The following is a 21,808-nucleotide window of genomic DNA, read 5'->3' on the forward strand; positions in this document are numbered from 1 at the left end:
CCCATTTCGTCTGGAAATGCTTATGTACTATAGTCACCGAGTAAAATTGTCCGAACCGGCGCCCATCGGCACACAGAACGGAAAGAAGTCTCGCGGTGTATAAATTCATCGCCAAACGAATTGGCATCTCAGTACTTATCCTCTGGGCCGCGTCGCTCCTTATCTTCGTTCTTACGATTAATTCGGGCGACCCCCTCGAGGACCTTCGCGAATCCAATAACCCGAATCGCGAAAACCTCATGCAGCAGCGCTCCTCCTTCATGGGCCTCGACCTGCCCTGGTACGAGCGCTATTGGACTTGGCTGACCGGAGCAGCGAAATGCTTCATCGGCCAGTGCGACCTGGGCGTCAATCGTTCCGGACAGTCTGTTAATGACATGCTCGGTCAGGCCGCTTCCGCCACCTTGCGCCTCGTGCTGGCGGCCACCTTCCTCGCGATCTTCTTCGGAATCTTCTTCGGTGTTATGAGCGCTATCCGCCGCTACACCGGTTTCGATTACGTCGTGACCTTCCTCGCCTTCACCTTCTACTCACTGCCCGCTTTCGTCTTCGCGGTGCTCCTGAAGGAATACGGCGCTATTCGCTTTAATGACTGGCTGGCAGATCCAACAATCTCACTGGTTACCATCGTCATATTTGCCGGTATCTTCGCACTCTTTGTGCAGGCCCTCGTGGCCGGCGGCCCGAAGCGGCGCGCCATGGCCGCGGGCATCAGCTTCGCTATCGCCTTCGGCGTCATGGAATACATTTCCGTAACCCGCGCCTTCCTGGAACCCACCGGCGGGCTGTGGATCGAAGCCCTCATGGGCCTGGCCGGCACAGTGCTCTTCACCGGCCTCTTCCTCGGCTTCTCCAATAAGCGCGGCTTTGCTGTGGTGGGCGCCAATGCCGCGATTATGTTCGTTATCGTGGCGGCCTGCTCGAATATGCTCTGGGAGCCCACGTGGGGCTTCCTCTTCCTGATTCTGGCTCTCGGGATTGCCGCCTCCGTGGGCGTGTCCTACTTCTTCGGTGGCTACGCCCGCCGCTCGGTCACCTGGGCCTCGATCTGGGCCGTGTTCTCGGTGTGGATCGCGATTATCTTCGATTTCGCCGCCCGCTACTGGTCCACCTACCTGCCGCTCACCCAGAACCGTCCGATTTCCACCATCGGTTCGATGACCCCGAATTTCCAGGGCAGCCACGTCTTCTGGCTCAGCTTCCTGGATTCCTTCACCCACCTCCTGCTGCCGACGATCTCGCTGACGCTCATGTCCATCGCGTCCTATACGCGCTATACGCGCTCGTCCATGCTGGAAGTGCTCGGTCAGGATTACATCCGTACCGCGCGCGCCAAGGGCCTGCCCGAACATACGGTTATCACCCGGCACGCGTTCCGCAACGCCATGTTGCCGCTGCTCACCATCATCGCTTTCGATTTCGCGGGCCTCATCGGCGGCGCAGTTATTACCGAAACGGTCTTCGGCTGGAAGGGCATGGGTGAACTCTTCCGAACCGGCCTGGCCCAGGTAGACCCGGCCCCCGTCATGGCCTTCTTCCTGGTCACCGGCGGAGCCGCGGTGCTCATGAATATGGTCGCGGACATCATGTACGCCTACGTCGATCCTCGGATTAGGCGGTAAGCATGAGCCTGACTACCCCCATGAATCGTCACCAAGCCCGAGGAGAATCCGATGAGTGAGAATCGCTCGAAAACAACCGTCGCGTCGCTCGACCCGGAACACGTTGTTGAGGTCGACGACGCTCAGCTCGCTTCCTCCAGCCCTTCCTATTCCCAGGGGCGCCTGGTGCTGCGCCGCTTCCTGCGGCATAAGCCCGCGATGGTATCCGCTGTCGTTCTTATTCTTGTGACGCTGGTGGCCTTCCTGTCCATTGGCTGGAATATGAGCTTCTTTGGGCTGCACTGGCACTTCTCCGGTTTGTGGCGCCACAATTACACGGATGTCCTGGAAGTCGTCAATAACGGCAAACCGACCTTGACCTGGACCTCGCTGGGCGAACACCCCTTCGGGCAGGACAATATCGGTAAGGACTACTTCGCCCTCACCATGAAGGGCACCCAGATTTCTATTATTATCGCTTTCGTCGTCGGGCTGGTTTCCACCATTATTGGAACGGTTATCGGCGCGGCCGCCGGTTATTTCCGCGGCTGGACCGAAGCGATCCTCATGCGCATCACCGACCTCTTCATCGTGATCCCGCTGCTCATCCTCGCCGCGGTTATCGGCAAGATGGTGGGAAGCCAGGGCATTTTGTTCCTCGCGGTTATGCTGGGTGTGCTTTCCTGGACGGGCCTGGCGCGCCTGGTGCGCGGCGAAGTGCTCTCCTTGCGCGAACGCGAATTCGTGGCCTCGGCCCGCGCGCTGGGAGCCTCCCCGTGGCGTATTATTTTCCGCCACATCCTCCCGAACTGCCTGGGCACGATTATTGTTTCGGCAACCCTGTCGATTTCTTCGGCAATTCTGCTGGAAACGTCGCTGTCCTTCCTCGGTTTCGGGGTGCGCCCGCCGGCAACTTCGCTCGGCCTGCTTATTTCTACCTACCAGACCACGTTCTCGACCCGCCCCTGGCTCTTCTTCGCCCCGGCCGGTCTGATCCTCATCATCGCGCTGTCCATTAACTTCATCGGTGACGGCCTGCGTGATGCTTTCGATCCGCGCCAGCGTTCTGCGGTCTCGCGCCGCAAGATGAAGGCCCTTGCCGAAGGACATATTGAGAACGACGTCGAAGCTGATCTCATGCCGGTGACCACCGCGGCCACCACCGCGACGGGTGGCGAGCACGCCGCTCCCGCATCGGACGCCACCGAAAGGAAGGGCGAATAAATGCGTCTCGGAAAACGCGCTGCAACAACGCACGATAAAGCTGCCTCCGCGGCCACGGCCACGCTGAAGGCTGACCAGCCCGTCGTCACCCCGCACCCGAAAACCGATAAGCCGGTGCTCGGCTTCGGTGAACTGGACGTCAAATTCGCTACCGAATTCGGTGCGGTTCACGCCGTGCGCGGCGTGAGTATTGATGTGCGCCCGGGTGAAGTGGTGGGCCTGGTGGGCGAATCCGGTTCCGGCAAGTCCGTTACCTCCACCACGGCCCTCGGCCTGCTCCCTTCCAACGCTGTTATTAGCGGAAGTGTGCAGGTGGCCGGGCGGGAAGTGCGCGGGATGACCTCGCGGGGCATGCGCGCCCTGCGCGGCGCCGAAGTGGGCATGGTGTTCCAGGAACCCATGACCGCCCTCAACCCGGTGCTTACCATTGGCCGCCAGATGACGGAAGGTCTGGAAACCCACGGGCTCGCCTTCGGGGAAGACGCCCGTAATCGCGCGGTTGCCATGCTCAAGGCTGTCGGGCTGCCCGATGCCGAAGAGCGCATGAACCAGTACCCGCACCAGCTTTCCGGCGGGCAGCGCCAGCGCGTGGTCATCGCGATTGCGCTCATCGCCAACCCCTCCGTCATTATTGCGGACGAACCGACCACCGCCCTGGACGTGACGGTCCAGGCCGATATCCTCGACCTGCTGCGCTCCCTCAAGGACCAGCTGAATACCGGCATCCTCCTCATCACCCACTCCATGGGTGTTATCGCGGATATGGCCGACCGGGTCCATGTGATGTTCAAGGGTGAGATTGTGGAATCGGGCGACGTCGTTCAGGTTCTGAACCACCCCAAGCACCCGTATACGCGCCGTCTGCTGGAAGCCGTGCCGCATCTGGGCCAGGGCCGCGAGCAATTCGGTTTCTCCCTGGAAAAGGAAGCTTCTATTGACCTCAATAAGAAGGTGCTGGAAGCTAAGGATCTCGTTATCGAATACGAGATTCCCGGCAAGGAGCCCTTCCGCGCGGTTGACCATGTGTCCTTGGACGTTGCCGAGCGTGAAATCGTGGGCCTCGTGGGTGAATCCGGTTCCGGTAAATCCACCATCGGCAAGTGCGTGCTCGGGCTCATCCCGGCGGCCTCCGGTGAGGTGAAGATCTTCGGTGAGGACCTCGTGGGCGCTTCGCGTAAGCACGCCCAGGAACTGCGCCAGCACGTGGGTGTGGTCTTCCAGGATCCGGCCGCCTCGCTCGACCCGCGTTTCCCGGTGGGCGATTGCATTATGGAACCGCTCGATGTTCATAAGGTCGGCACCAAGGCGGAACGCCGCCAGCGGGTGTACGACCTGCTCGATGCGGTGCGCCTGCCGCGTTCCTCCTTCAACCGCTACCCGCATGAGCTTTCCGGCGGGCAGCGCCAGCGCGTGTGCATCGCCCGTGCCCTGGCCCTGCGCCCCAAGCTCCTCATCGCGGATGAACCGACCTCCGCGCTGGACGTGTCCGTCCAGGCCCAGGTTCTCACCATGCTCTCCGAACTTCAGGACGACATGGGCTTCGCCTGTCTCTTCATTTCGCACGATCTCGCGGTGGTCGATATGCTCTCGCACCGCGTGGTGGTGCTGCAAAACGGCAAGGTCGTGGAAGCGGGCCAGCGCGAGGATGTTCTCCACAACCCGCAGGAAGCCTACACTCAGCGCCTCCTGGCTGCCGCTCCGGTTCCGGAACCGATTGAGCAGCGCCGCCGCCGCGAAGAACGCCACGCGCTGCTGCGTAAGCAGGGCCGTGAAGTCTCGCGTTTGCGTTTGAATGAGAACGACGACGCCGCCAACTAGGCGAGAGTTACTTTGGCGCTCAGGTGAATGCCAGGCCGCAGGCCGCGGCTAGGCAAGCCACCCACGCCACACACAGAACCGCTCGGTTACGATCCACGGATCGTACCGGGCGGTTTGTGCTATCCGGGTGGTCCGCAGTCTCAAGGGCACGGGAGTGGGCGGCGCGCAGCTGTTCCGCGGCCCGGGCGAGGGTGACCCAGCGGGTGCGGGTAGTAGCGCCGCGCCCGGGCAGCGCGGGAAGATCAGCGTGGCGAGCGGCAGCCGGATGCCGGGCGGGAAGAAGCCGGCGCCCGGCCGCCAACGCACCGCCGGCCGGGAACGCCGCCGCATCCCACTGCTGCCCGCCCCGAGCATGGGTGGTGAGATAGAAGCGGGTTGTGAAGCGCGCAACCGCGCCCCAGGGCAGGTAGATGGTACGCAACGGGTTAATAATGGTCAGGCCCGCTGCGCTATAGCGCAACTCGGGGAGGAAGAAAAAAGAATAGGCGGCCCCGGCCACCCCGGCCCCCAGGAAGCCGGCAGCAAGAGCGGAGAGCGGCATGGGAACCCCGGCCGCGATGAGAATCAGGGGCGCGATGCCAAGGGCACTGAGGAGGCCGCCTTTAACGATCTGGCCGCGCGAACGCAGGGTCACCTCACCGGGTTGGGCACTCATAGCGCCACCGACCAGGCAATACCGCCGAGCACCCCGAGCACTCCAGCTACCGCGAAAGCGAGCCGATCCCAGGCCCAGTGCCGCTCCACCCGTGGATGCTCGCTCGGGGCCCCCGCGGGAACATAACGGGAGGCCACCGACTCAATGAACTTCCGCACCGGCAGCGTTGCCGTGGTGACCGTATGATCCCCGGAATCGTGGACCGGGACGGCGCGGCGGGTATCCGGGGTGGGGCGCCCGACGGAGCCGAAGGCGCGGGCGTGGATGGCCGCTCCGTCCGTCGTCGTGATAACAAGACCGTACCCGGATTCGACCCCGCGCAGCCGCGGGAACGGAACCCGCAGGTCGCGGAAGGTATTGCGTATCGTCACTCCGGAACCGTCTACGTCTACGCTGGGCAAGTAGAAGAGCGCGTACCCGGCCAGGCACATGCCGGCGGCGAACACGGCCGCGGGCGGCAAATAACCCCATCCGCCCTGCCACACCTGCATGACCAGCGCGATGATTCCGATGGCGCCGCACAGCCCGGCGGCGGGGGCGGCCGAGGCGCCGCGAAGACGATAACGTGCAGACATAAGCATATTTTCCCACGTTCGCGCCCCGATTGCCGATTCCCGCAGCCGGTCGTGGTGATTCTTGACATGGTGGCATATACAGTGCGGGCCAGGCGAGTAACATTGCCAGGGGTTTGCGCTCGCGCAGCCCGTATGTCACAACGCCGGCGCGGGCCGGCAGGGAAGTAGGTTATGGATAGTCGCAACGATCTTCGCAACGTTGCCATTGTGGCGCATGTTGATCACGGGAAAACCACTCTCGTGGACGCGCTCATGTGGCAGGCCGGGGCTTTCGGGGAGCGCGCCACCGTGGAGAAAACCGGGGAGCGCGTCATGGATTCCGGAGAACTGGAACGCGAAAAAGGCATCACCATCCTCGCGAAGAACACCGCGATCCATTACCGCGGGCCGGCCGCGGCCGCAGCCGGCGCACCTGAGGGCATCACCATTAACGTGATCGATACCCCCGGCCACGCCGATTTCGGCGGGGAAGTCGAACGCGGCCTGTCCATGGTGGACGGCGTTATTTTGCTCGTGGACGCCTCCGAGGGCCCGCTTCCGCAAACTCGTTTCGTGCTGCGCAAGGCCCTGGAAGCCTCGCTGCCCGTCATTATTGTTATTAATAAGGTGGATCGCCCGGACGCGCGCATCGCCGAGGTGGAATCCGAAACCCAGGATCTCCTCCTTTCCCTCGCCTCCGACCTGGATCATCCCGATCCGGATATGCTCGATTCGCTCCTGGAAACCCCGGTGATTTACGCTTCCGCGAAGGCCGGGCGCGCGAGCCTGACCCGCCCGGCGGACGGCCAGCTGCCCGATAGTGCCGATTTGGAGCCGCTTTTCGAGGCGATTGTCAACTACATTCCCGCCCCGCATTTCGAGGCGGATGCCCCGCTGGCCGCCCAGGTCACCAATCTGGATGCTTCGCCTTTCCTTGGCCGTATTGCCCTGCTGCGTATTTATTCGGGCACCATTAAGAAGGGCGCGACAGTTGCGTGGGTACGCGCTGATGGTACGACGTCGTCGGCCCATATCTCGGAACTGCTCCTGACCGAAGGCCTGGAACGTAAGCCGGCCACCTCTGCCCGGGCCGGCGATATTGTGGCGATCGCGGGTATTCCGGATATTACGATTGGTGATTCCCTGGTGGATCCGGAGGATCCGCGCCCGCTGCCGCCCATCCACGTGGATGACCCGGCTATTTCTATGACTATCGGGATTAATACGTCGCCGCTGGCCGGGACCGAAGGTAAAGGCCATAAGCTCACCGCGCGGCAGGTCAAGGATCGCCTCGATCAGGAACTCGTGGGTAATGTGTCCATCCGGGTGCTCCCCACCGGCCGCCCTGACGCTTGGGAAGTGCAGGATCGCGGGGAATTGGCCCTGGCGATTCTGGTAGAGCAGATGCGCCGCGAAGGCTTCGAGCTGACGGTGGGCAAGCCCCAGGTCGTCACCCGCACCATTGACGGAACCGTATGCGAGCCGATGCAGCGCACCACTATTGACGTGCCGGAAGAATACCTCGGCGCGGTCACCCAGCTCATGGCCGCCCGCAAGGGGCTCATGGAAACGATGGCGAATCACGGTACCGGCTGGGTGCGCATGGAATTTGTGGTGCCGGCGCGCGGCATGATTGGTTTCCGTTCCGCGTTCCTCACCCAGACCCGCGGCACCGGCATTGCCGCCTCCATTTCGGAGGGCTACGCCCCCTGGATGGGCGAAATTTCTTCGCGGGCCACCGGCTCTCTGGTCTCTGACCGGGCTGGGCAGGTCACCGCCTACGCTCTCCAGCGCCTGGAAGATCGCGGCACGTTCTTCGTGACCCCGGGCCAGGAAGTGTACGAGGGCCAGGTGGTGGGCGAAAACCCGCGCGACGAGGATATGGACGTCAATGTGGTGCGCGCCAAGGAAATGACAAATATGCGCTCGGCCACCGCCGACGTGTTTGAGACCCTGCAAGCGCCCCGACGGCTTACCCTAGAAGAAGCTATGGAATTCGCTGCTGATGACGAATGCCTGGAAGTAACCCCGGAATCGGTGCGGGTGCGCAAAGTCGTGCTCAGCGCGGTGGAACGCGGCAAAATCGCCGGGCGGAAGAAGCGCGCGAAGAAGTAGCGCCCGCCCGCGGCGCGGCTGTTCTACCCGCCCGCGGTTGCGGCCCGGCCTACCAGCGGCGCGCCCGCCCAGACAAGGAGTGAGATGAGGAACCGCACCCCGCGCCCGAACGTACCCCGCGTCTCGGGGGACGCCTCGTCCCATGCGCCACTTTCGGCCCGGTCCGCGCGCCCGAATACGTTGGGAACCGCGCTGCGGACGTGCGCGAAGCTCGCCACCGGCCTGCTGCTCGGGGCCTTCGCCGGGGCGCTGGCCGCGGTCACTCACGCGGGGCTGGCGGGAATTCCCGGCCTGGCCACCGATATTGTGTGGGTCGGCCCGCTCCTCGCCACGCTGCTCATTGCCAGTGGCGCATCTTTCGCCCGCGATTGGCTAGGATCATGGTGCTGGGCTGGATTCTGGCTGGGTGAAGTGGCCCTCACCTTCTGGGCTTTTGCCGCCCCCGGCTACGGTGACATCGTGGTCTTCCACGGGGTGGCCGCGAATCTCTGGCTTGTTCTGGCTCCGCTCGCCGGGGCATTCCCGCTGATCGGCGCTCTGGTGCGCCGCCGGCATTCCACGCCTCCGGGCCCACACCCGCAGGCCAACCAGGATCAACCACAGGAGGACGCATGCGACCTGAGCACACGCCGCAAAGTGTAGGTCTCGAAGATACCGCGGTGCGCCCCGCGGGTTCTGACACGCCTTTCGACACCGGGGAATTCCGGCAGGTGGAAGCTACCCGCAAGCTGCGCTGGCCCTGGATTGTTTCCGCGGTTATTGCGATTTTGCTGCTCGCCTACGTGGGTTATGCCTGGTACAGCGCCGACCGCGTCGCGCGGGGTACCACGGTGGCCGGCATTGAGATCGGCGGGATGAATACCGCCACCGCCACCGAACATCTCAGTGGTGAGGTCGCCGCGCGGGTGGCCCGCCCGGTTGAGGTAGTTGTGGAGGGCACCAGCGTGAGCGTGAACCCGGGCGATTACTCCCTGAGCGTGGACGCGGCGGCCACGGTGGAGAGCCTGACCGGTTTCACCCTCAACCCCGTGGAGATTTTCCACCAACTCACGGGCAAGGGCGAGGTCGCCCCGAAGGTCACCGTGGACGACGCCGCATTATCCGCCCAGGTAGATACCATTCGTAACAGCACCGGGGTGGAAGCGCGTAATGCCACCCTCATGATGGAAGGTACGACGGCGCAGCTCAGCCCGGCGCAAGCCGGGCGCGCCGTCGACCCGGAGGCTACCCGCACCGCTCTGATTGAGCAACCGTTGCGCGGCCAAGAACGTATTGAACTGGAAGCGGTGCCCGCCGAGCCTGCCATTAGCACCGAAGCTGCCGAAAAGGCGCGCGCGGAGCTGGCTGGGCCGCTGGTATCCGGCGATCTCACCGCGAAGGTGGGGGACCGGGCCGTGAACCTTAGCCCGGAAACTCTGGCGCAGGCGGCCTCTTTCGTGCCGGAAGGCGCGGCGCTTCAGCTCAAGCTGGACGGCAAGGTTCTGGGCGATGCGGTACGGGCCGCCGCCCCGGACCTGCTCAAACCGGGTGTGGATGCCCGCATTGAGATCGTGGACCACACCACGCCCACGATTATTCCCTCCCAGGACGGCGTGGGTATTGACGACGCCGCCCTCGCTTCCGGCGCCCAGGTGGCCGCGCTGCGCACCGCTGCCGCCGAGCGCCTCGTGGAACTGAGCCCCGCTCCGATTCCGGCGGCCTTCAGCACCGCGGATGCGGAAAAGCTCGGGGTCAAGGAAGTGGTCTCGGAGATTTCCACCCCGCTCACCAGCGATTCGGTGCGTACCACCAACCTGCGGGTGGGTACCCGGAAAATCACCGATACCCTGGTCAAACCCGATGAGACGTTCTCCCTGGAAGCAGCGCTCGGCCCCATCGAATACTCAGAAGGCTTCGTGTCCTCCGGGGTGGTTATGAACGGCTTCAATAACGAGGCCCTGGGCGGCGGGCTTTCCCAGCTGGCCACAAATGTGTTCAATATTGGTTACCTGGCCGGTTACGAGGATGTGGAGCACCGCCCCCACACCAAGCATTTTTCCCGTTACCCCATGGGCCGCGAATCAACGCTGTGGTCCGGTTCCATAGACGTGAAATGGAAGAACACCACCCCGTACGGCGCGGTGATCGACACCTATCTCGAGGGCGGGTACGTGGTCACGAAGCTGTGGTCGACGAAGTATTACGACGTCGAAACCTGGACCTCGGAACCGCGCAATTACCGCCAGCCGGTTATGACGGAAGGTAAGGGGCCGGATTGCGAGCCCCAAGGCTTGGGCGATCCCGGATTTACCGTGACCGTGTCTCGCACCGTGAAATTGGGGGATAAGGTCGTTGAGGATTCGTCCTATGACTGGACCTACCAGCCCGATCACGGCCGCACCTGCCCGAAGCCGGAGCCGGCCGCTCCGCCCGCCCCCGCTCCGCAAGCCGAAGGCGCTCCCGCACCAGCTCCAGCCCCCGCGCCCGGTCACTAGATTTGGTGCTGGGCGTGAGCTCGGATTACGGTAGAGGAGGAGGTGACACCGGTGGCTTATGTCATTACCTTGCCGTGCGTCGATACCAAAGATCGGGCGTGCGTGGACGAATGCCCGGTGGATTGCATTTACGAAGGGGACCGTACCCTCTACATTAATCCGGACGAATGTGTGGATTGCGGGGCTTGCGAACCGGCCTGCCCGGTGGAAGCCATCTATTACGAAGATGATGTTCCCGAAGAATGGTCAGTATTCACCGCAGTCAATGCGGAATTCTTCTCCGAATTGGGCTCCCCGGGCGGGGCGCAAAGCCTCGGGCCCACCGGCACCGACCACCCCTATGTGGCCGGCCTGCCGGCGAACGTCAACGAGGATTCCTGAGCCGGAGACCTGCTCGACCACGGCTTCCATGCCGCGCTAATTACGCGCGGGAGAGCGATCGCGCGGCGCTAGCCGCGCGCGCCGTCGTTCCAATCGAGGGTGGTGCGGGCCAGCTCGCGCACCTGCGGCCAGGTGGCCGCGAAGGAAGGAAGCAGCGGGTAGGAGGCAACATCCTCCACGTTCACCCAGCGCAACTCCATGGATTCCCCGTCGGCCACCGCCTCCAGCCCATCGCGGCAGCGCGCCACAAAACTGGTATAGGACCAATCCACATGCGCGGTGGTGAGCTCCCCGCCGCGGCGCAGATCCGTGGGAGCCAGTGCGGTCTCCTCGGTGAATTCGCGCAGGGCACCCTCCCAGGGCTCCTCGTCCCATTCGCGTGCTCCACCCGGGAAAGCCCAGGTGGCACCGCCGTGACTCCAGGGGGAGCGGTGTTGAAGCAGGATCTGGATATGCCCGGCGTGGCGCCGGAAAGCCGCGATTCCGGCCGCCCCGTTCATCCCCCAATGGCGTTTCCCGCAACCGCACAGCAGGAAACCGTCCGCGCCGTGATGAACCGTGCCGTGGTGGCTATCGGCTAAGAAACGCTGCGCGGCCTCCGGGAGCACCCCGAGGGCCGGGCGGGCCGGCTTCGCCCAGAATTGGGTGAAGGACAGGCCCAGGTGCTCCACCAGGGAACGCAGCAGCGGTAGGGAAATCCCCACCACCCCGTGGTAATCACCTTCAAGGCGGTCAATAAAGGGGCCTCCCAAGCCGTCCGCGGTAAAGGAACCGGCCACTTCCAGGGGTTCCCCGGTGGCGATATACGCCTCAATCTCCGCTTCGCTCAGGTGCGCGAAGGTCACTTTCGCGCGGGAAATCCCGGCCAGGGAACGCCCGGAAGGAACGTGAACCAGGCAGTGCCCGGTGTGGAGAATCCCGGAATTGCCGGACATGCGGGCCAGGCGCTCGCGGGCCACCTCCGGGGAATGCGGTTTCCCGTAAACTTCGCCCTCGAATTCGAACATGGAATCGCAGCCCACCACAAAATCGGCGCCCTGGGCTGGCCCGGGAGTGGCGGCCACATCGCGGGCTTTGGCCGCGGCCAGCGCCAGCACCCCTTGGGAAGGACCCCCGTGCACTCGCGCGAGCAGTGCATCTTCATCCACGTGCGAAACCTGCACCAGCGGCTCCACGCCCGCGGCCCGCAAGGTGGCGAGGCGCGCGGGGGATTGGCTGGCCAGCGCCAAGGTAAGGGAGGGCAGCGCGGGCGTATGCGCCGCGCCGCCCCCGTCATGAGTCATCGGCATAGGAAAGACCGGCCTAGCGCGAGAGCTCGCTGCGCAGCACGTCCAGGCCCACCCCGCCCAGGCGCAGGGCCTTCATATGCCACGCCTTGAGGTCGAAACCGGCACCCGCGCGGGCCCGGGCTTCCTCACGCAGCTCCTTCCAGATCCGCGCGCCCACCTTGTAGGCGCTGGCCTGCCCCGGCCAGCCGAGGTAGCGATCCAGCTCATAGGAGAGGAAGGACTGTTCCATAGCCACATTCGCGCGCAGGAAACGCCAGGCGGCGTCGTGATCCCAAGCGCCGGTGCCGAATTGCCCGCCGGCCACCTTCCCGGCATCCTTACCCAGGTGCACGCCCATATCCACCACGATGCGGGCCGCGCGCAGCCGCTCGGAATCGAGCACGCCCATGCGGTCACCCGGATCCTCGTGGAAGCCGAGCTCGGCCATGAGGGCTTCGGCGTACAGCGCCCAGCCTTCCCCGTGCCCGGAAACCCAATAGGCCTGGCGGCGCCACGCATTGAGCTGATCCTTGAGGTAGACGGCCAGACCCAGCTGGAGATGATGACCCGGCACCCCTTCGTGGTAGACGGTGGTCTTTTCCTGCCAGGTGTGGAATTCGGTCACGCCTTCCGGCACCGACCACCACATACGCCCCGGCCGCGAAAAATCATCGGAGGGACCCGTGTAGTAAATACCGCCCGAATTCGAAGGCGCGATCATGCATTCGATGGTGCGCATCGCCTCGGGAATATCGAAGTACTGCGTGGCAGCGGCCATGGCACCATCGGCGGTCTGCTGCATCCACGAACGCAATTCCTCCACGCCGTGCAGGGTGTAGCGTTCCTCCTGATCGAGGCGGGTGAGGGCCTCGTTCACGCTCACGCCCTCCCCGTACAGCTCGCGCGCGATGGCCTGCTGTTCCGCGTCGATACGCTCCAGTTCGTGGATACCCCACTCGTATGTTTCATCCAGATCGACGACGGCGCCCAGGAATTCGCGCGAATGCAGCGCGTAACGATCCCGGCCCACCGCATCATTTTCGGTGGCCCCCGGGAGCAGACCCCGCAGGGTTTCCGCCAGTTCCCCGTAAGCGGCGCGGGCCTGAGCTGCGCCCTGCTCCAAAGCCTCAGTAAGTTCCGGGGCGGTGGCCGCACCGCGCTGGGCCAGCCCGGCGAAACTACCCGAATCGGAGGCGGCAGCGAGGGCCTGCTCCAAGCAGCGCTCCACCTGCCGAGCCGCGAAAACAGGACCGGACGCGGCCCGCTGGGCCAGGGATTCCCGGTAGCCGGCCAGGGCCCGCGGCACATCACTCAGGCGCGCCGCGATGGTTTCCCAATCGGAAGCATTTTCCTGGGGCATCACATCAAAAACATCGCGAATCCCCTGGAGCGGGGATTCAATAACATTGAGCTTGCCGACTTCTTCGCCGGCTTCATACAGTTCAATTTCCAGACCGAGGCGATCGCGCAGGCCGGCGGCGGTCACCCGATCCGTGGCATCGCGCTCTTCAAGGTGATCGAGGGCCGCCAGGGTCTCCCGCACATTATCGATATGCGCGGCAATCCCGGCGGGGGAGTAATCATCAAGCTTGGTTTCAGGGGCACCGGGCAGGCCGGTGAACGTCACCGTTTCGGGTGAGGTATCGAGGACGCGCTGGAAATAGCGGTCCGCGAGGGCATCAATCTCTGTGTGTTCTCGTTTATTCTCCACTGCTCCAGAATAGCCCGCGGCTACCCGCCACTCCACTCCCAGCAAAATCCCCGGATGAAAACATGGACGTTAGTGTCAAGGACGACTAGTATACTGTGATGGAAGGCACTTTATTTATAGCTGGCGGTTGGCGCTCCCCGTTCTCCTCACCTGAGGTGGCGCCGCGCCGGTGCTAAGCAGCTAGGGAAGGGGCGAGTGTGGCTGAGCAATTCGCTAGCGCGCCGCGCCCCGCATCCCAATCCGAAACATCACGCGGAACCGGCGCCGGGGCGGGCCGGAGTGCGCGGGAGCACTCCAGCATCGGCCCGGCCATGAGCCCGGACCTCATCGCCTACCTCCTCGGGGGCGGGGCCCAGCCGGCCGCTAGCGCGCAGCTGAGCGCGGATGATATGGCCCAGTTGCGGCGCAATACCGCAGCTGATCTGCCCCTTGGCCCCGAATCGGGGGTGCCGCGCTCCGGGAATGCCGCCCGTATGGAAGCCCCGGTGGATCGTAATTTTGTGCCGAGCCGGGAAACCGCCGCCCGCACCCCGCAGCGTTCGCGCACCTCCCTCCCGGATAGTGGTAGCCGGCCCGGGGGTGCCACGCGCGTTCCGCAGTCCGCACTGCCGGCTGCGCCGGCGTCGTCGCAACACAAAGAACCGCGCAATGAGCCGCAGCCTGCGGAAACGGAAGGCACCGCTTTCTCCGCCTATATGGAACACCTCGAGGGTGGGCTGCCGCGCTACACCCTGCGTCAGGCGGCGGAGCTGACCAATATGGATACGGAAGGGGTGCGGCGTTTTTGGCTGGCCCTCGGTTTCCCCTCCATCGTGGATGAAGATAGTGAACTTGTTTTCACGGACGGGGATATTCGGGCGATGCGGGCGATGGCGGAATCGCTCGGGGAATCTCCGCTCACCGAATCGGCCCTCACTTCGCTGCTGCGCGCCAGTGCCCACAACGTGGATCGCATGCTGCAATGGCATGTGGAAACGCTCCTGGAGCTGGCGGAAACTAGCGGCGGGCTCGGGCCGGTGGATGCACGGCGTTGGGTGCTTGATCATTTCCCGGATATTGAAGAATTTTTGCGGCGCACCGCGGCCTACACCTGGTCGCGGCAGGCCGCTGCGCTGCTGCGCCACACCGAAGCGGAAATCGCGCATATTAATGAGGATGATGCGATCCCGCAGCTGCCGCGCGCCGTCGGCTTTATCGATATTGTGTCCTTCACGAACCGGACCGAACGGATGACATCGCGCCAGTTCATGGAGTTTATTGAACGTTTCGATTACACCTGCCGGGCCGTGATTACCGGCGGGGGCGGGCGCGTGGTGAAGTCCATGGGCGATGCTTTCCTCTTTATCGCGGACGATATCGTCACCGGGGCGGATATTGTGTGCGATGTGACCCAGGCTCTGCGCGATACCCCGGAAATTCCGGCGGTGCGTGCCTCCCTCACCTGGGGGCCGGTGCTCGGGCGTTTCGGTGATGTATTCGGGCCCTCGGTGAATATGGCGTCCCGGCTGGCGGACGTGGCCTCCCCGGGCACGGTCCTCACCTCGCGGCCGGTGGCTACCGCGCTCAAAGCGGTGGGGGAGAATCGCTTTACCACGATCTCGGTGGGGACTCCTACCCTCCAGGGCCTGGGTGCCACCGAGGTGCTGGAGCTGCGCCGCATCCGGGCGCATTAAAAACGGTGTTTCGGCGCCGCTTCGCGCCCCCAGGCCACGCCCCTGAGTGAAAAAAGAAAATAGCTTAGACTTTCAGTGTGACTACTTTGCTTCTTGTTGAGGATGACGCCGCTATTTCCGGACCGCTGGCCCGTGCGCTCACGCGGGAAGGATATGCCGTGACGTGTGTTGATACCGGGCTGGATGCTCTGGAACAGCTCGCTCACGGAGTAGATATTATGGTTTTGGACCTCGGGCTGCCGGATATGGACGGCCTGGACGTGGCGCGGCAGGCCCGCGGGCGAGGCCACACCTTCCCCATCCTTATTCTCACCGCACGCGCCGAAGAAGTCGATATGGTGGTGGGCCTGGATAGCGGGGCGGATGATTACGTCACCAAGCCGTTCCGGCTCGCGGAACTGCTGGCCCGGGTGCGGGCGCTGCTGCGGCGCACCGAACAGGGCACCGATCATTTCACCGCCCAAGATATCTCGGTGGATACCGGGGCGCGCCGGGCGCTGCGCGGGGGCGTGGAACTGGCGCTCACCGCGAAAGAATTTGAATTGCTCACCGCGCTCATTCGCCGCGCGGGGGATGTGGTTTCGCGCGAAGCGCTCTTCAGTGAAGTGTGGGGGGATGAAAAGGCGTCCGCCTCGAAGAAACTCGATATGCATATTTCGTGGTTGCGCCGTAAATTGGGCGACGACGTTGACAGCCCTCGCTATATCTCCACGGTGCGGGGACTGGGCTTCCGTTTCGAAACACGCTAAGAAGAACCCATGCGCGCACGTTCTTTGCGGATGACGATCCGCACCGCGCTGGCCGCCATTTTGCTGGTCGGGATTCCGGCGCTGGTGATGGGCGGGGTGACGATCCCGCGCAATGCCCTCGATGAAGCCCGAGCCCGCCGCGATATGCTGCTTTTCCTGGGTGCGGAAATCCTGGCGATTATCGTGGCTATTTTGGTGGCGGTGGGGATCGCCATGCGGGTCTCGCGCCGTATCTCCGCGCCGCTTATCTACCTGGCGGCCGCCGCGGAACAGCTGGGCGCGGGAACCACCCGCCCGCAAATGGCGCCCTCCGGCATCGAAGAAATCGACCTGGTTTTTGAGGAGATCGCGCGGGCCGCGGATCGCATGGCCGGGCGGCTTTCCGCCGAACGGCAATTCGCCGCTGACGCCTCCCACCAGCTGCGCACCCCGCTCACCTCGCTATCCATGCGCCTGGAAGAAATCCAGTACCTGAGCAACGATCCGGACGTCAAAGAAGAAGCCACCCGCTGCCTGGAACAGGTGGAACGCCTCACCGGGGTGGTCACCGATCTGCTCCACGCCTCGCGCGCCCAGGAAAGCGCCACGGAAGCGGTGGCGCTGCAACCGATTTTCACCCAGCAGGGCGTGGAGTGGGAGCGTGCCTTCGCGGCCGCGGGCCGCAAGGTGGTTTTCAGGGTGGGGGAGCACGGCCCGGTGCTCTCCGATCCCGGGGCGCTTTCCCAAATTATTGCCACGTGCGTGGAAAACTCGCTGAAATACGGGGCGGGAACGACGACGGTCACCTCGCGCCCAGCCGGCCGGGGCGTCATTATCGATATTAGCGACGAGGGGGAGGGGGTAGCCCCCGAATTCGTGGAAGCTATTTTCACGCAGGGATTCTCCCTGGGGGGCTCCACAGGATTCGGCCTGCCGCTGGCCCGCCAGCTGGCCGAACGCAATGGCGGGCGCCTGGAATTATCCCAGGCCCAGCCCCCTATTTTTTCGGTGGTGCTCGCCGCGCTTCCGGCGGCCCTCGACCCGGCGAAAGTTTTCCCGGCAGGCGGGGAAATTTCGGTGGGAGCACGCCGGCGGCGTTTCTAAAATCTGCTACTCGCGCACCCGGAACACCACGTAGCGGTAGAGCACGTAGCGGCAGGCGGTCCCTAGAATCAGCCCCACCACATTGGAAGAAATATTATCGGCCAGCTGGGAGCGCATATCCAGCACGTAGCGGGAGAACCACAAGCAACCCAGCTCGATAGCCATTCCGCACAGATTCACCGCCACGAATTGCAGGAATTCCCGCATTTTTTCCTCCGAACGCTGGGTACGGAAGGTCCACAAGCGGTTCGCCACCCAAGAAAAAATCACGGAAAGGGTAACGGAAATGACTTTCGCGGTCATGGACTGATCGCCGGGCAGGCGCACCAGGCCGGTATGCGCCAGCAGATTAAAAATACCCACATTGACGATATAGGCACCCAAGCCCACCGTGCAGAATTGCATGAATTCCACGAGCCACTGCCGGAAGGTCTGGCCCTTGAGTAAACGGCGCACGAGCTTGTCCACCCGGGCGCGGGCGGAGGAACGCGGTTCTGGTGTTGGCTCTGGTGCTGGGCTAGTCATCGCGCTGAGACTATCACGCTTTAGAAACTAGGAAGCATATCGGCGGGAGTCAGGGTCCCCTCGCGCATCTTGCGGAAGAATTCCGGGGTGCGCTGCGGATCGAGGAGCACATTGGACTGCCCGTTGGCCCGGTAGTCCAGATCGGCAATCGGGGGAACTCCGGCCAGGCCGCCTTCGCCCAGCACGCTCCCGAGCGCCAAACCGGCCCGCCCCACGTTATACAGCGAGGTCCCTTCATCCACGGTGAGAATGGAGCCGGCGGTGCCGACCATGCGCCGCTGCAGCGGGAAATTCACCAGCGTTGCCGGGGTCTTCAGCTTACCAATCAGGGAGGAAACCACCTGGCGCTGGCGGTTGGTACGCCCCAGGTCACCCAGCGGATCAGATTTACGCATCCGCGCGAAAGCGAGGGCCTGGGCGCCGTTGGTATCGTGGCAGCCAGCTTCCCACACCATGCCCGAGTCCGCATCGTCCACGTCGGCGTCGTAACACAGGCGCACCCCACCGGCGGCGTCCACAATCTGTTGCACCCCGGCCATGGAAATCTGGATGTAGTGGTCCACGGTCATCCCGGAAAGTTCCTCCACCGTTTCCACCAGCAGCCGCGGCCCGCCCAGCGCGAAGGAAGAATTGAGCTTTTGCTCGCCTTCCCCGGGCACGTTCACGTAAGAATCACGCGGGAGGGAGACCAGCGCCGGCACCCCGGATTCGGGCACGTGCAGCAGCATAATGGTGTCCGCGCGCTCGCCTTCGGTCGGGTCATCGATCCCGTCCGCCTCGCGCACATCCGAGCCCACAATCAAGTACGTGGTCCCGGCCGTTCCCGCGGCCCCGCTCAGCGCATCCGTGCGGGTGAGCTTGGAATTGCCGTAGAAGAACAGGTAGGTAGGCCAGGTCACCGCAAGAATAAGAAGAACGACGACGACGCCAGCGACCCAGCGCCACGGATGGCGGCGCCGCGCGCGCCGGGCAGGCGCACCCATTCCGGGCATCTCCGGTGCGGGTTGCCCAAAATCGGCGGGCTGCGCAAAGCCGCTGTGCTGCGCAAAGCCGCCGTTGGGAGCGTGGGGAGCGTAGGCACGAGCCGGCGCCTGGGAAGCAGCCGGCGGGTAGGAGGGGGCCTGTTCGAAAGATTCAGCCGGGCGAGCGGGCGCTACCTGGCGCTGCGGCGCGAAACTCGGGGGCTGCACGGGAGCGGGCCGGCGCGGCGCCCCGGCATTGCGGGTGGCTCCGGCAGCGGCGATAGCACCGGCGGCGGGGGCAATCCCGGCCGCGCGGGGATCCCCGGAAACATCAGGGTGGTGTTCGCGTGCCTGGGGCGGCACCGCGCTGCCGCGGCCGACCGGCTGCGCGCCCTGCGCGGAAGGCCGCGGAAGCCGGCGCTTAGGCGGGAAGGACGGTGGTGGGGTAGCCCCATGGAAACGGTTCATGCTCAGGGAATCGCATTCTCTCGGGTGCACACGGGCGCGGACTCGGTGCTCTGGGCGGTGGTGGGAGAAGTGGCGGACGCGGTCTCATCCGCGCTGGGGGAGGCCGGCGCGGAAGCGTTCTTGGAATTCGCGTCGGTGGCGGCGGTATCGCTATCGGCGCCACCCGCCACTCCGGACGCTCCTTCGCTGCCCGCTGCGGCGCTGCCGGTACTTGGCGTAGCATCCGCGGCGGTACTGGGAAGAGCATCGGGGCTGCCTTCCGGGGGAAGGCCAACGAAAACGCCGTCGGCATTCTTTTCCGCACGCACCGGAACGTCGCGGCGGAGCGCCTCCCACACGTAGTCGGCGCTATCGGTGGCGACCACGCGGTTGCCGGCCCACGCGAAAGGCATGGTCCAGAAGCGGATATTGGCCGGGTCAATGGAACGCAGCGAATTTGCCAGGCCCACAATATTGCTGATGGAACCGATCTCCTGGGAGGTTTGCAGGGATTGGGTGGCGGCGTCGAGCAGGCGCATGAGGCGGCCGAAATCGGTGAGGAGATTGGAGCGGAGGGCCTCGGCGGCCACCGCGCTCACCAATTCGTGCTGGCGGCCAATACGGGAAATATCCGAGCCGTCCCCCACGCTGTAGCGGGCCCGGGCCAGGGCCAGGGCCTGGGTGCCGTTGAGGAGGCGGCAACCGGAAGCGATATCGAGGCCGGCGCGCTCGTCGTACAGATCATCCGCGAAGTACATGGGAACCCCGCCCAGGGCATCCACGGTGGAAATAAAGGACGCAAAATCCACCACGATATAACCGTTGAAGGTAATGCCGGTCATCTGGTGGAGCGTGGTCATGGTGCAGGCGGCCGCGCTGGCAACATCGCCGTACTGGCCGCCAATAGCGAAGGCGGAATTGAACATGGTTTCGGGGGCGGGGCGGGTTGTGACCGTTTCCGAACCCCCGGAAGACGTACGAATCGTGCAGGAAGGAATATCCACGAGGGTATCGCGGGGCACGGACACAATATCCACGCGGCTACGATCAGCGCTGATATGCATGATCATGGTGGTATCCGCGCGCATCCCCCCGACTTCACCGGATTCCCCAGCGTTATCAATATCGGAAGCCCCGCTGCGCACATCCGAACCGAGAACAAGGATATTGAGCGGGCGGCCCGCGGAAGGATCCACCGGCTCCGCCGCGGCGGCGGAAGGAACCAGATCATCAATATCCGCCCGGGTGATATTCCCCTGGTAGCGCGCCCACGCGGACCACAGGGCCGTGCCGAAGGTGAGCAGAAGTGCAAGCAGCACCAGCACCACGACCCGCCACCATGAAGAGGTGCGGCGTCCACCGATCAGATGCGCTGCGGCGCGTGAGTTTTTTGCCACCACCTCATCATAGGGGTTCGGGCGCGTCGCCCGCTGGAAGAAGCGCCGCACTGCGGTGTTAAGCACGGTGGCGCGGGCAAGGGCGAGCGAACGCTAGCGGGTGCGCGGCGGCGTGCGGGAGCGCCACTGCGCACGGCCTCGGCGCGAGTGCGGCGGCGGGCAGCGGCGCGCTCGGCTAGGCTAGGACCATGCGCATTCGTGTCATCACCGTGGCTTTCAATCCCGGGCCGGAACTGGAAGCTTTTCTCGCCTCCCTCCCGGAAGCCCTGCAGGAAGCCCACGAATGCATCATTGTGGATAACGGTTCCGAGCACGCCGAAGTGGATCGGGTAGCCCGCGCCCACGGGGCGCAGGTGGTGCGCACCGGCGAAAATATCGGTTACGGGCGGGCCGCCAACCGCGGAGCCCAGGGCTTTACCGGCGAATGGCTGGTGGTGGCCAATCCCGATGTGGTGTTCACCCCCGGCTCCCTCGATGCCCTGGTGCGCGGGGCGGAACGCTTCCCGCGGGCCGGCGCGCTCGGCCCGCTCATTCGCACTCCGGAAGGGGAGATTTACCCATCGGCCCGCCAATTCCCGCGCATCGTTTCCGGGGTGGGGCACGCTCTGCTCGGGAATATCTGGCCGAATAATCCTTTCTCCCGCTCCTACCGCTCCAATGCGGATGTTACCCGCGCCCACCCGGTGGACTGGCTCTCCGGGGCCTGCCTGCTGCTTCGCCGGGAAGCTTTCGAAGCCGTGGGCGGTTTCGATGATTCCTATTTCATGTTCTTCGAGGATGTGGCCCTGGGGGAGGCCCTGGCCCGGGCGGGCTGGCACTCGGTTTTCCTCCCCGAAGCGGAAGTGGTTCACTCCCAGGGTGCTTCCTGGAAAGACCAACCGGCCGCCATGCTGCGCGAACACCACCGCAGCGCGGCGCACTATATAGATAGCGTTTACGCGCGCCCCTGGCAGGCGCCCTTGCGCTGGGCGATCCGGGGCGGGCTCGCGCTGCGGGCGCAGCTGCACGTGCGGGCGGCGCGCGCGGCGCGTCGTCGTTCCCACTAACTAAAACGTATTAAAATCAACGTGGAGCTGCGAGTATCCGCGAGGCGGCTCCACCCCTCACTCCGAGACCTCAATCGAATAACACCGATGTATTTTTATGAGGTTAAAGTAAAACGGAGTTAAGG

Annotated in this window: 18 protein-coding genes; 11 read left to right on the plus strand and 7 right to left on the minus strand. The window is 64.3% G+C overall.

Going from position 1 to position 21,808, the window contains the following annotated elements:
• Positions 1-95: 95 nt before the first annotated feature.
• From ACRQDJ_RS01915 to ACRQDJ_RS01925, 3 genes are read left to right on the plus strand one after another with little or no spacing between them, the layout of a single operon-like run.
• The gene (locus ACRQDJ_RS01915) at positions 96-1,622 is read left to right on the plus strand and encodes an ABC transporter permease (RefSeq protein ID WP_026428355.1); all 1,527 of its coding nucleotides are present in this window, start codon (positions 96-98) and stop codon (positions 1,620-1,622) included.
• Between the two features lie 51 nt (positions 1,623-1,673).
• Positions 1,674-2,825 (plus strand): ABC transporter permease, encoded by a 1,152-nt coding sequence (locus tag ACRQDJ_RS01920; protein WP_026428354.1) that lies wholly within the window; start codon positions 1,674-1,676, stop codon positions 2,823-2,825.
• Entirely contained in the window at positions 2,826-4,643 is a 1,818-nt protein-coding gene (locus tag ACRQDJ_RS01925) for an ABC transporter ATP-binding protein (protein ID WP_026428353.1), read from the plus strand.
• A 19-nt stretch (positions 4,644-4,662) separates the two neighbouring features.
• Here ACRQDJ_RS01925 and ACRQDJ_RS01930 read toward each other — a convergent pair whose 3' ends face one another.
• Both ACRQDJ_RS01930 and ACRQDJ_RS01935 read right to left on the minus strand, forming a co-directional pair.
• On the minus strand, positions 4,663-5,298 hold the full coding sequence (locus tag ACRQDJ_RS01930) for a hypothetical protein (RefSeq protein WP_087070477.1): 636 nt from the start codon (positions 5,296-5,298) through the stop codon (positions 4,663-4,665).
• Positions 5,295-5,873, minus strand: coding sequence for a PH domain-containing protein (locus tag ACRQDJ_RS01935; protein WP_087070478.1), 579 nt, complete (start codon positions 5,871-5,873; stop codon positions 5,295-5,297). The genes ACRQDJ_RS01930 and ACRQDJ_RS01935 overlap by 4 nt, the downstream gene beginning before the upstream one ends.
• A 171-nt stretch (positions 5,874-6,044) precedes the next feature.
• Between ACRQDJ_RS01935 and typA the strand changes: the two genes are divergently transcribed.
• From typA to fdxA, 4 genes are all read left to right on the plus strand, one after another.
• The gene (gene typA, locus ACRQDJ_RS01940) at positions 6,045-7,967 is read left to right on the plus strand and encodes a translational GTPase TypA (protein WP_087070479.1); all 1,923 of its coding nucleotides are present in this window, start codon (positions 6,045-6,047) and stop codon (positions 7,965-7,967) included.
• Positions 7,968-8,051: 84 nt separating this feature from the next.
• Positions 8,052-8,609 carry a hypothetical protein gene (locus tag ACRQDJ_RS01945; RefSeq protein ID WP_087070480.1) on the plus strand — a complete coding sequence of 186 codons (558 nt, stop codon included), beginning with the start codon at positions 8,052-8,054 and terminating at the stop codon, positions 8,607-8,609.
• A complete protein-coding gene (locus tag ACRQDJ_RS01950) occupies positions 8,579-10,441 on the plus strand; it encodes a VanW family protein (protein WP_234984470.1) in 1,863 nt (620 codons plus the stop codon). The genes ACRQDJ_RS01945 and ACRQDJ_RS01950 overlap by 31 nt, the downstream gene beginning before the upstream one ends.
• A 51-nt stretch (positions 10,442-10,492) precedes the next feature.
• Positions 10,493-10,822 (plus strand): ferredoxin, encoded by a 330-nt coding sequence (gene fdxA, locus ACRQDJ_RS01955; protein WP_026428348.1) that lies wholly within the window; start codon positions 10,493-10,495, stop codon positions 10,820-10,822.
• A gap of 68 nt (positions 10,823-10,890) precedes the next feature.
• Here fdxA and ACRQDJ_RS01960 read toward each other — a convergent pair whose 3' ends face one another.
• Complete coding sequence (locus ACRQDJ_RS01960) at positions 10,891-12,105, minus strand: Maf family nucleotide pyrophosphatase (RefSeq protein WP_234984471.1); 1,215 nt, start codon at positions 12,103-12,105, stop codon at positions 10,891-10,893.
• Positions 12,106-12,124: 19 nt separating this feature from the next.
• On the minus strand, positions 12,125-13,801 hold the full coding sequence (locus ACRQDJ_RS01965; protein ID WP_234984472.1) for a DUF885 domain-containing protein: 1,677 nt from the start codon (positions 13,799-13,801) through the stop codon (positions 12,125-12,127).
• A 197-nt stretch (positions 13,802-13,998) separates the two neighbouring features.
• Here ACRQDJ_RS01965 and ACRQDJ_RS01970 point away from each other — a divergent pair, with 197 nt between their 5' ends.
• The 3 genes from ACRQDJ_RS01970 (at position 13,999) to ACRQDJ_RS01980 (ending at position 17,306) form a co-directional block, all read left to right on the plus strand.
• On the plus strand, positions 13,999-15,474 hold the full coding sequence (locus ACRQDJ_RS01970) for a hypothetical protein (protein WP_087070484.1): 1,476 nt from the start codon (positions 13,999-14,001) through the stop codon (positions 15,472-15,474).
• Positions 15,475-15,551: 77 nt separating this feature from the next.
• Positions 15,552-16,223 (plus strand): response regulator transcription factor, encoded by a 672-nt coding sequence (locus ACRQDJ_RS01975; protein ID WP_284896479.1) that lies wholly within the window; start codon positions 15,552-15,554, stop codon positions 16,221-16,223.
• Between the two features lie 9 nt (positions 16,224-16,232).
• The gene (locus ACRQDJ_RS01980; RefSeq protein ID WP_284896476.1) at positions 16,233-17,306 is read left to right on the plus strand and encodes a sensor histidine kinase; all 1,074 of its coding nucleotides are present in this window, start codon (positions 16,233-16,235) and stop codon (positions 17,304-17,306) included.
• Between the two features lie 6 nt (positions 17,307-17,312).
• Here ACRQDJ_RS01980 and ACRQDJ_RS01985 read toward each other — a convergent pair whose 3' ends face one another.
• Genes ACRQDJ_RS01985 through ACRQDJ_RS01995 form a run of 3 tightly spaced genes read right to left on the minus strand, consistent with a single transcriptional unit; the run spans position 17,313 to position 20,637 of the window.
• Entirely contained in the window at positions 17,313-17,831 is a 519-nt protein-coding gene (locus ACRQDJ_RS01985) for a GtrA family protein (RefSeq protein ID WP_284896473.1), read from the minus strand.
• A gap of 20 nt (positions 17,832-17,851) precedes the next feature.
• Complete coding sequence (locus ACRQDJ_RS01990; protein WP_284896471.1) at positions 17,852-19,261, minus strand: LCP family protein; 1,410 nt, start codon at positions 19,259-19,261, stop codon at positions 17,852-17,854.
• A 2-nt stretch (positions 19,262-19,263) separates the two neighbouring features.
• On the minus strand, positions 19,264-20,637 hold the full coding sequence (locus ACRQDJ_RS01995; RefSeq protein ID WP_284896468.1) for an LCP family protein: 1,374 nt from the start codon (positions 20,635-20,637) through the stop codon (positions 19,264-19,266).
• 188 nt (positions 20,638-20,825) lie between these two features.
• On the opposite strand from ACRQDJ_RS01995, the gene ACRQDJ_RS02000 reads away from it, so the two are divergent.
• Complete coding sequence (locus ACRQDJ_RS02000; protein ID WP_284896465.1) at positions 20,826-21,683, plus strand: glycosyltransferase family 2 protein; 858 nt, start codon at positions 20,826-20,828, stop codon at positions 21,681-21,683.
• Positions 21,684-21,808: the final 125 nt, after the last annotated feature.

The sequence above is a fragment of the Actinotignum urematis genome (assembly GCF_051264595.1).
GTDB classification, from domain to species: domain Bacteria; phylum Actinomycetota; class Actinomycetes; order Actinomycetales; family Actinomycetaceae; genus Actinotignum; species Actinotignum timonense_A.

What these genes read in the sequence shown, in the direction of transcription:
- ACRQDJ_RS01920 (WP_026428354.1), top strand. Translation starts at nt 1,674, where the DNA reads ATGAGTGAGAATCGCTCGAAAACAACCGTCGCGTCGCTCGACCCGGAA.
- ACRQDJ_RS01925 (WP_026428353.1), top strand. Translation starts at nt 2,826, where the DNA reads ATGCGTCTCGGAAAACGCGCTGCAACAACGCACGATAAAGCTGCCTCC.
- ACRQDJ_RS01930 (WP_087070477.1), bottom strand. Translation starts at nt 5,298, where the DNA reads ATGAGTGCCCAACCCGGTGAGGTGACCCTGCGTTCGCGCGGCCAGATC.
- ACRQDJ_RS01935 (WP_087070478.1), bottom strand. Translation starts at nt 5,873, where the DNA reads ATGTCTGCACGTTATCGTCTTCGCGGCGCCTCGGCCGCCCCCGCCGCC.
- typA (WP_087070479.1), top strand. Translation starts at nt 6,045, where the DNA reads ATGGATAGTCGCAACGATCTTCGCAACGTTGCCATTGTGGCGCATGTT.
- ACRQDJ_RS01945 (WP_087070480.1), top strand. Translation starts at nt 8,052, where the DNA reads ATGAGGAACCGCACCCCGCGCCCGAACGTACCCCGCGTCTCGGGGGAC.
- ACRQDJ_RS01950 (WP_234984470.1), top strand. Translation starts at nt 8,579, where the DNA reads ATGCGACCTGAGCACACGCCGCAAAGTGTAGGTCTCGAAGATACCGCG.
- ACRQDJ_RS01960 (WP_234984471.1), bottom strand. Translation starts at nt 12,105, where the DNA reads ATGACTCATGACGGGGGCGGCGCGGCGCATACGCCCGCGCTGCCCTCC.
- ACRQDJ_RS01980 (WP_284896476.1), top strand. Translation starts at nt 16,233, where the DNA reads ATGCGCGCACGTTCTTTGCGGATGACGATCCGCACCGCGCTGGCCGCC.
- ACRQDJ_RS01985 (WP_284896473.1), bottom strand. Translation starts at nt 17,831, where the DNA reads ATGACTAGCCCAGCACCAGAGCCAACACCAGAACCGCGTTCCTCCGCC.
- ACRQDJ_RS01990 (WP_284896471.1), bottom strand. Translation starts at nt 19,261, where the DNA reads ATGAACCGTTTCCATGGGGCTACCCCACCACCGTCCTTCCCGCCTAAG.
- ACRQDJ_RS02000 (WP_284896465.1), top strand. Translation starts at nt 20,826, where the DNA reads ATGCGCATTCGTGTCATCACCGTGGCTTTCAATCCCGGGCCGGAACTG.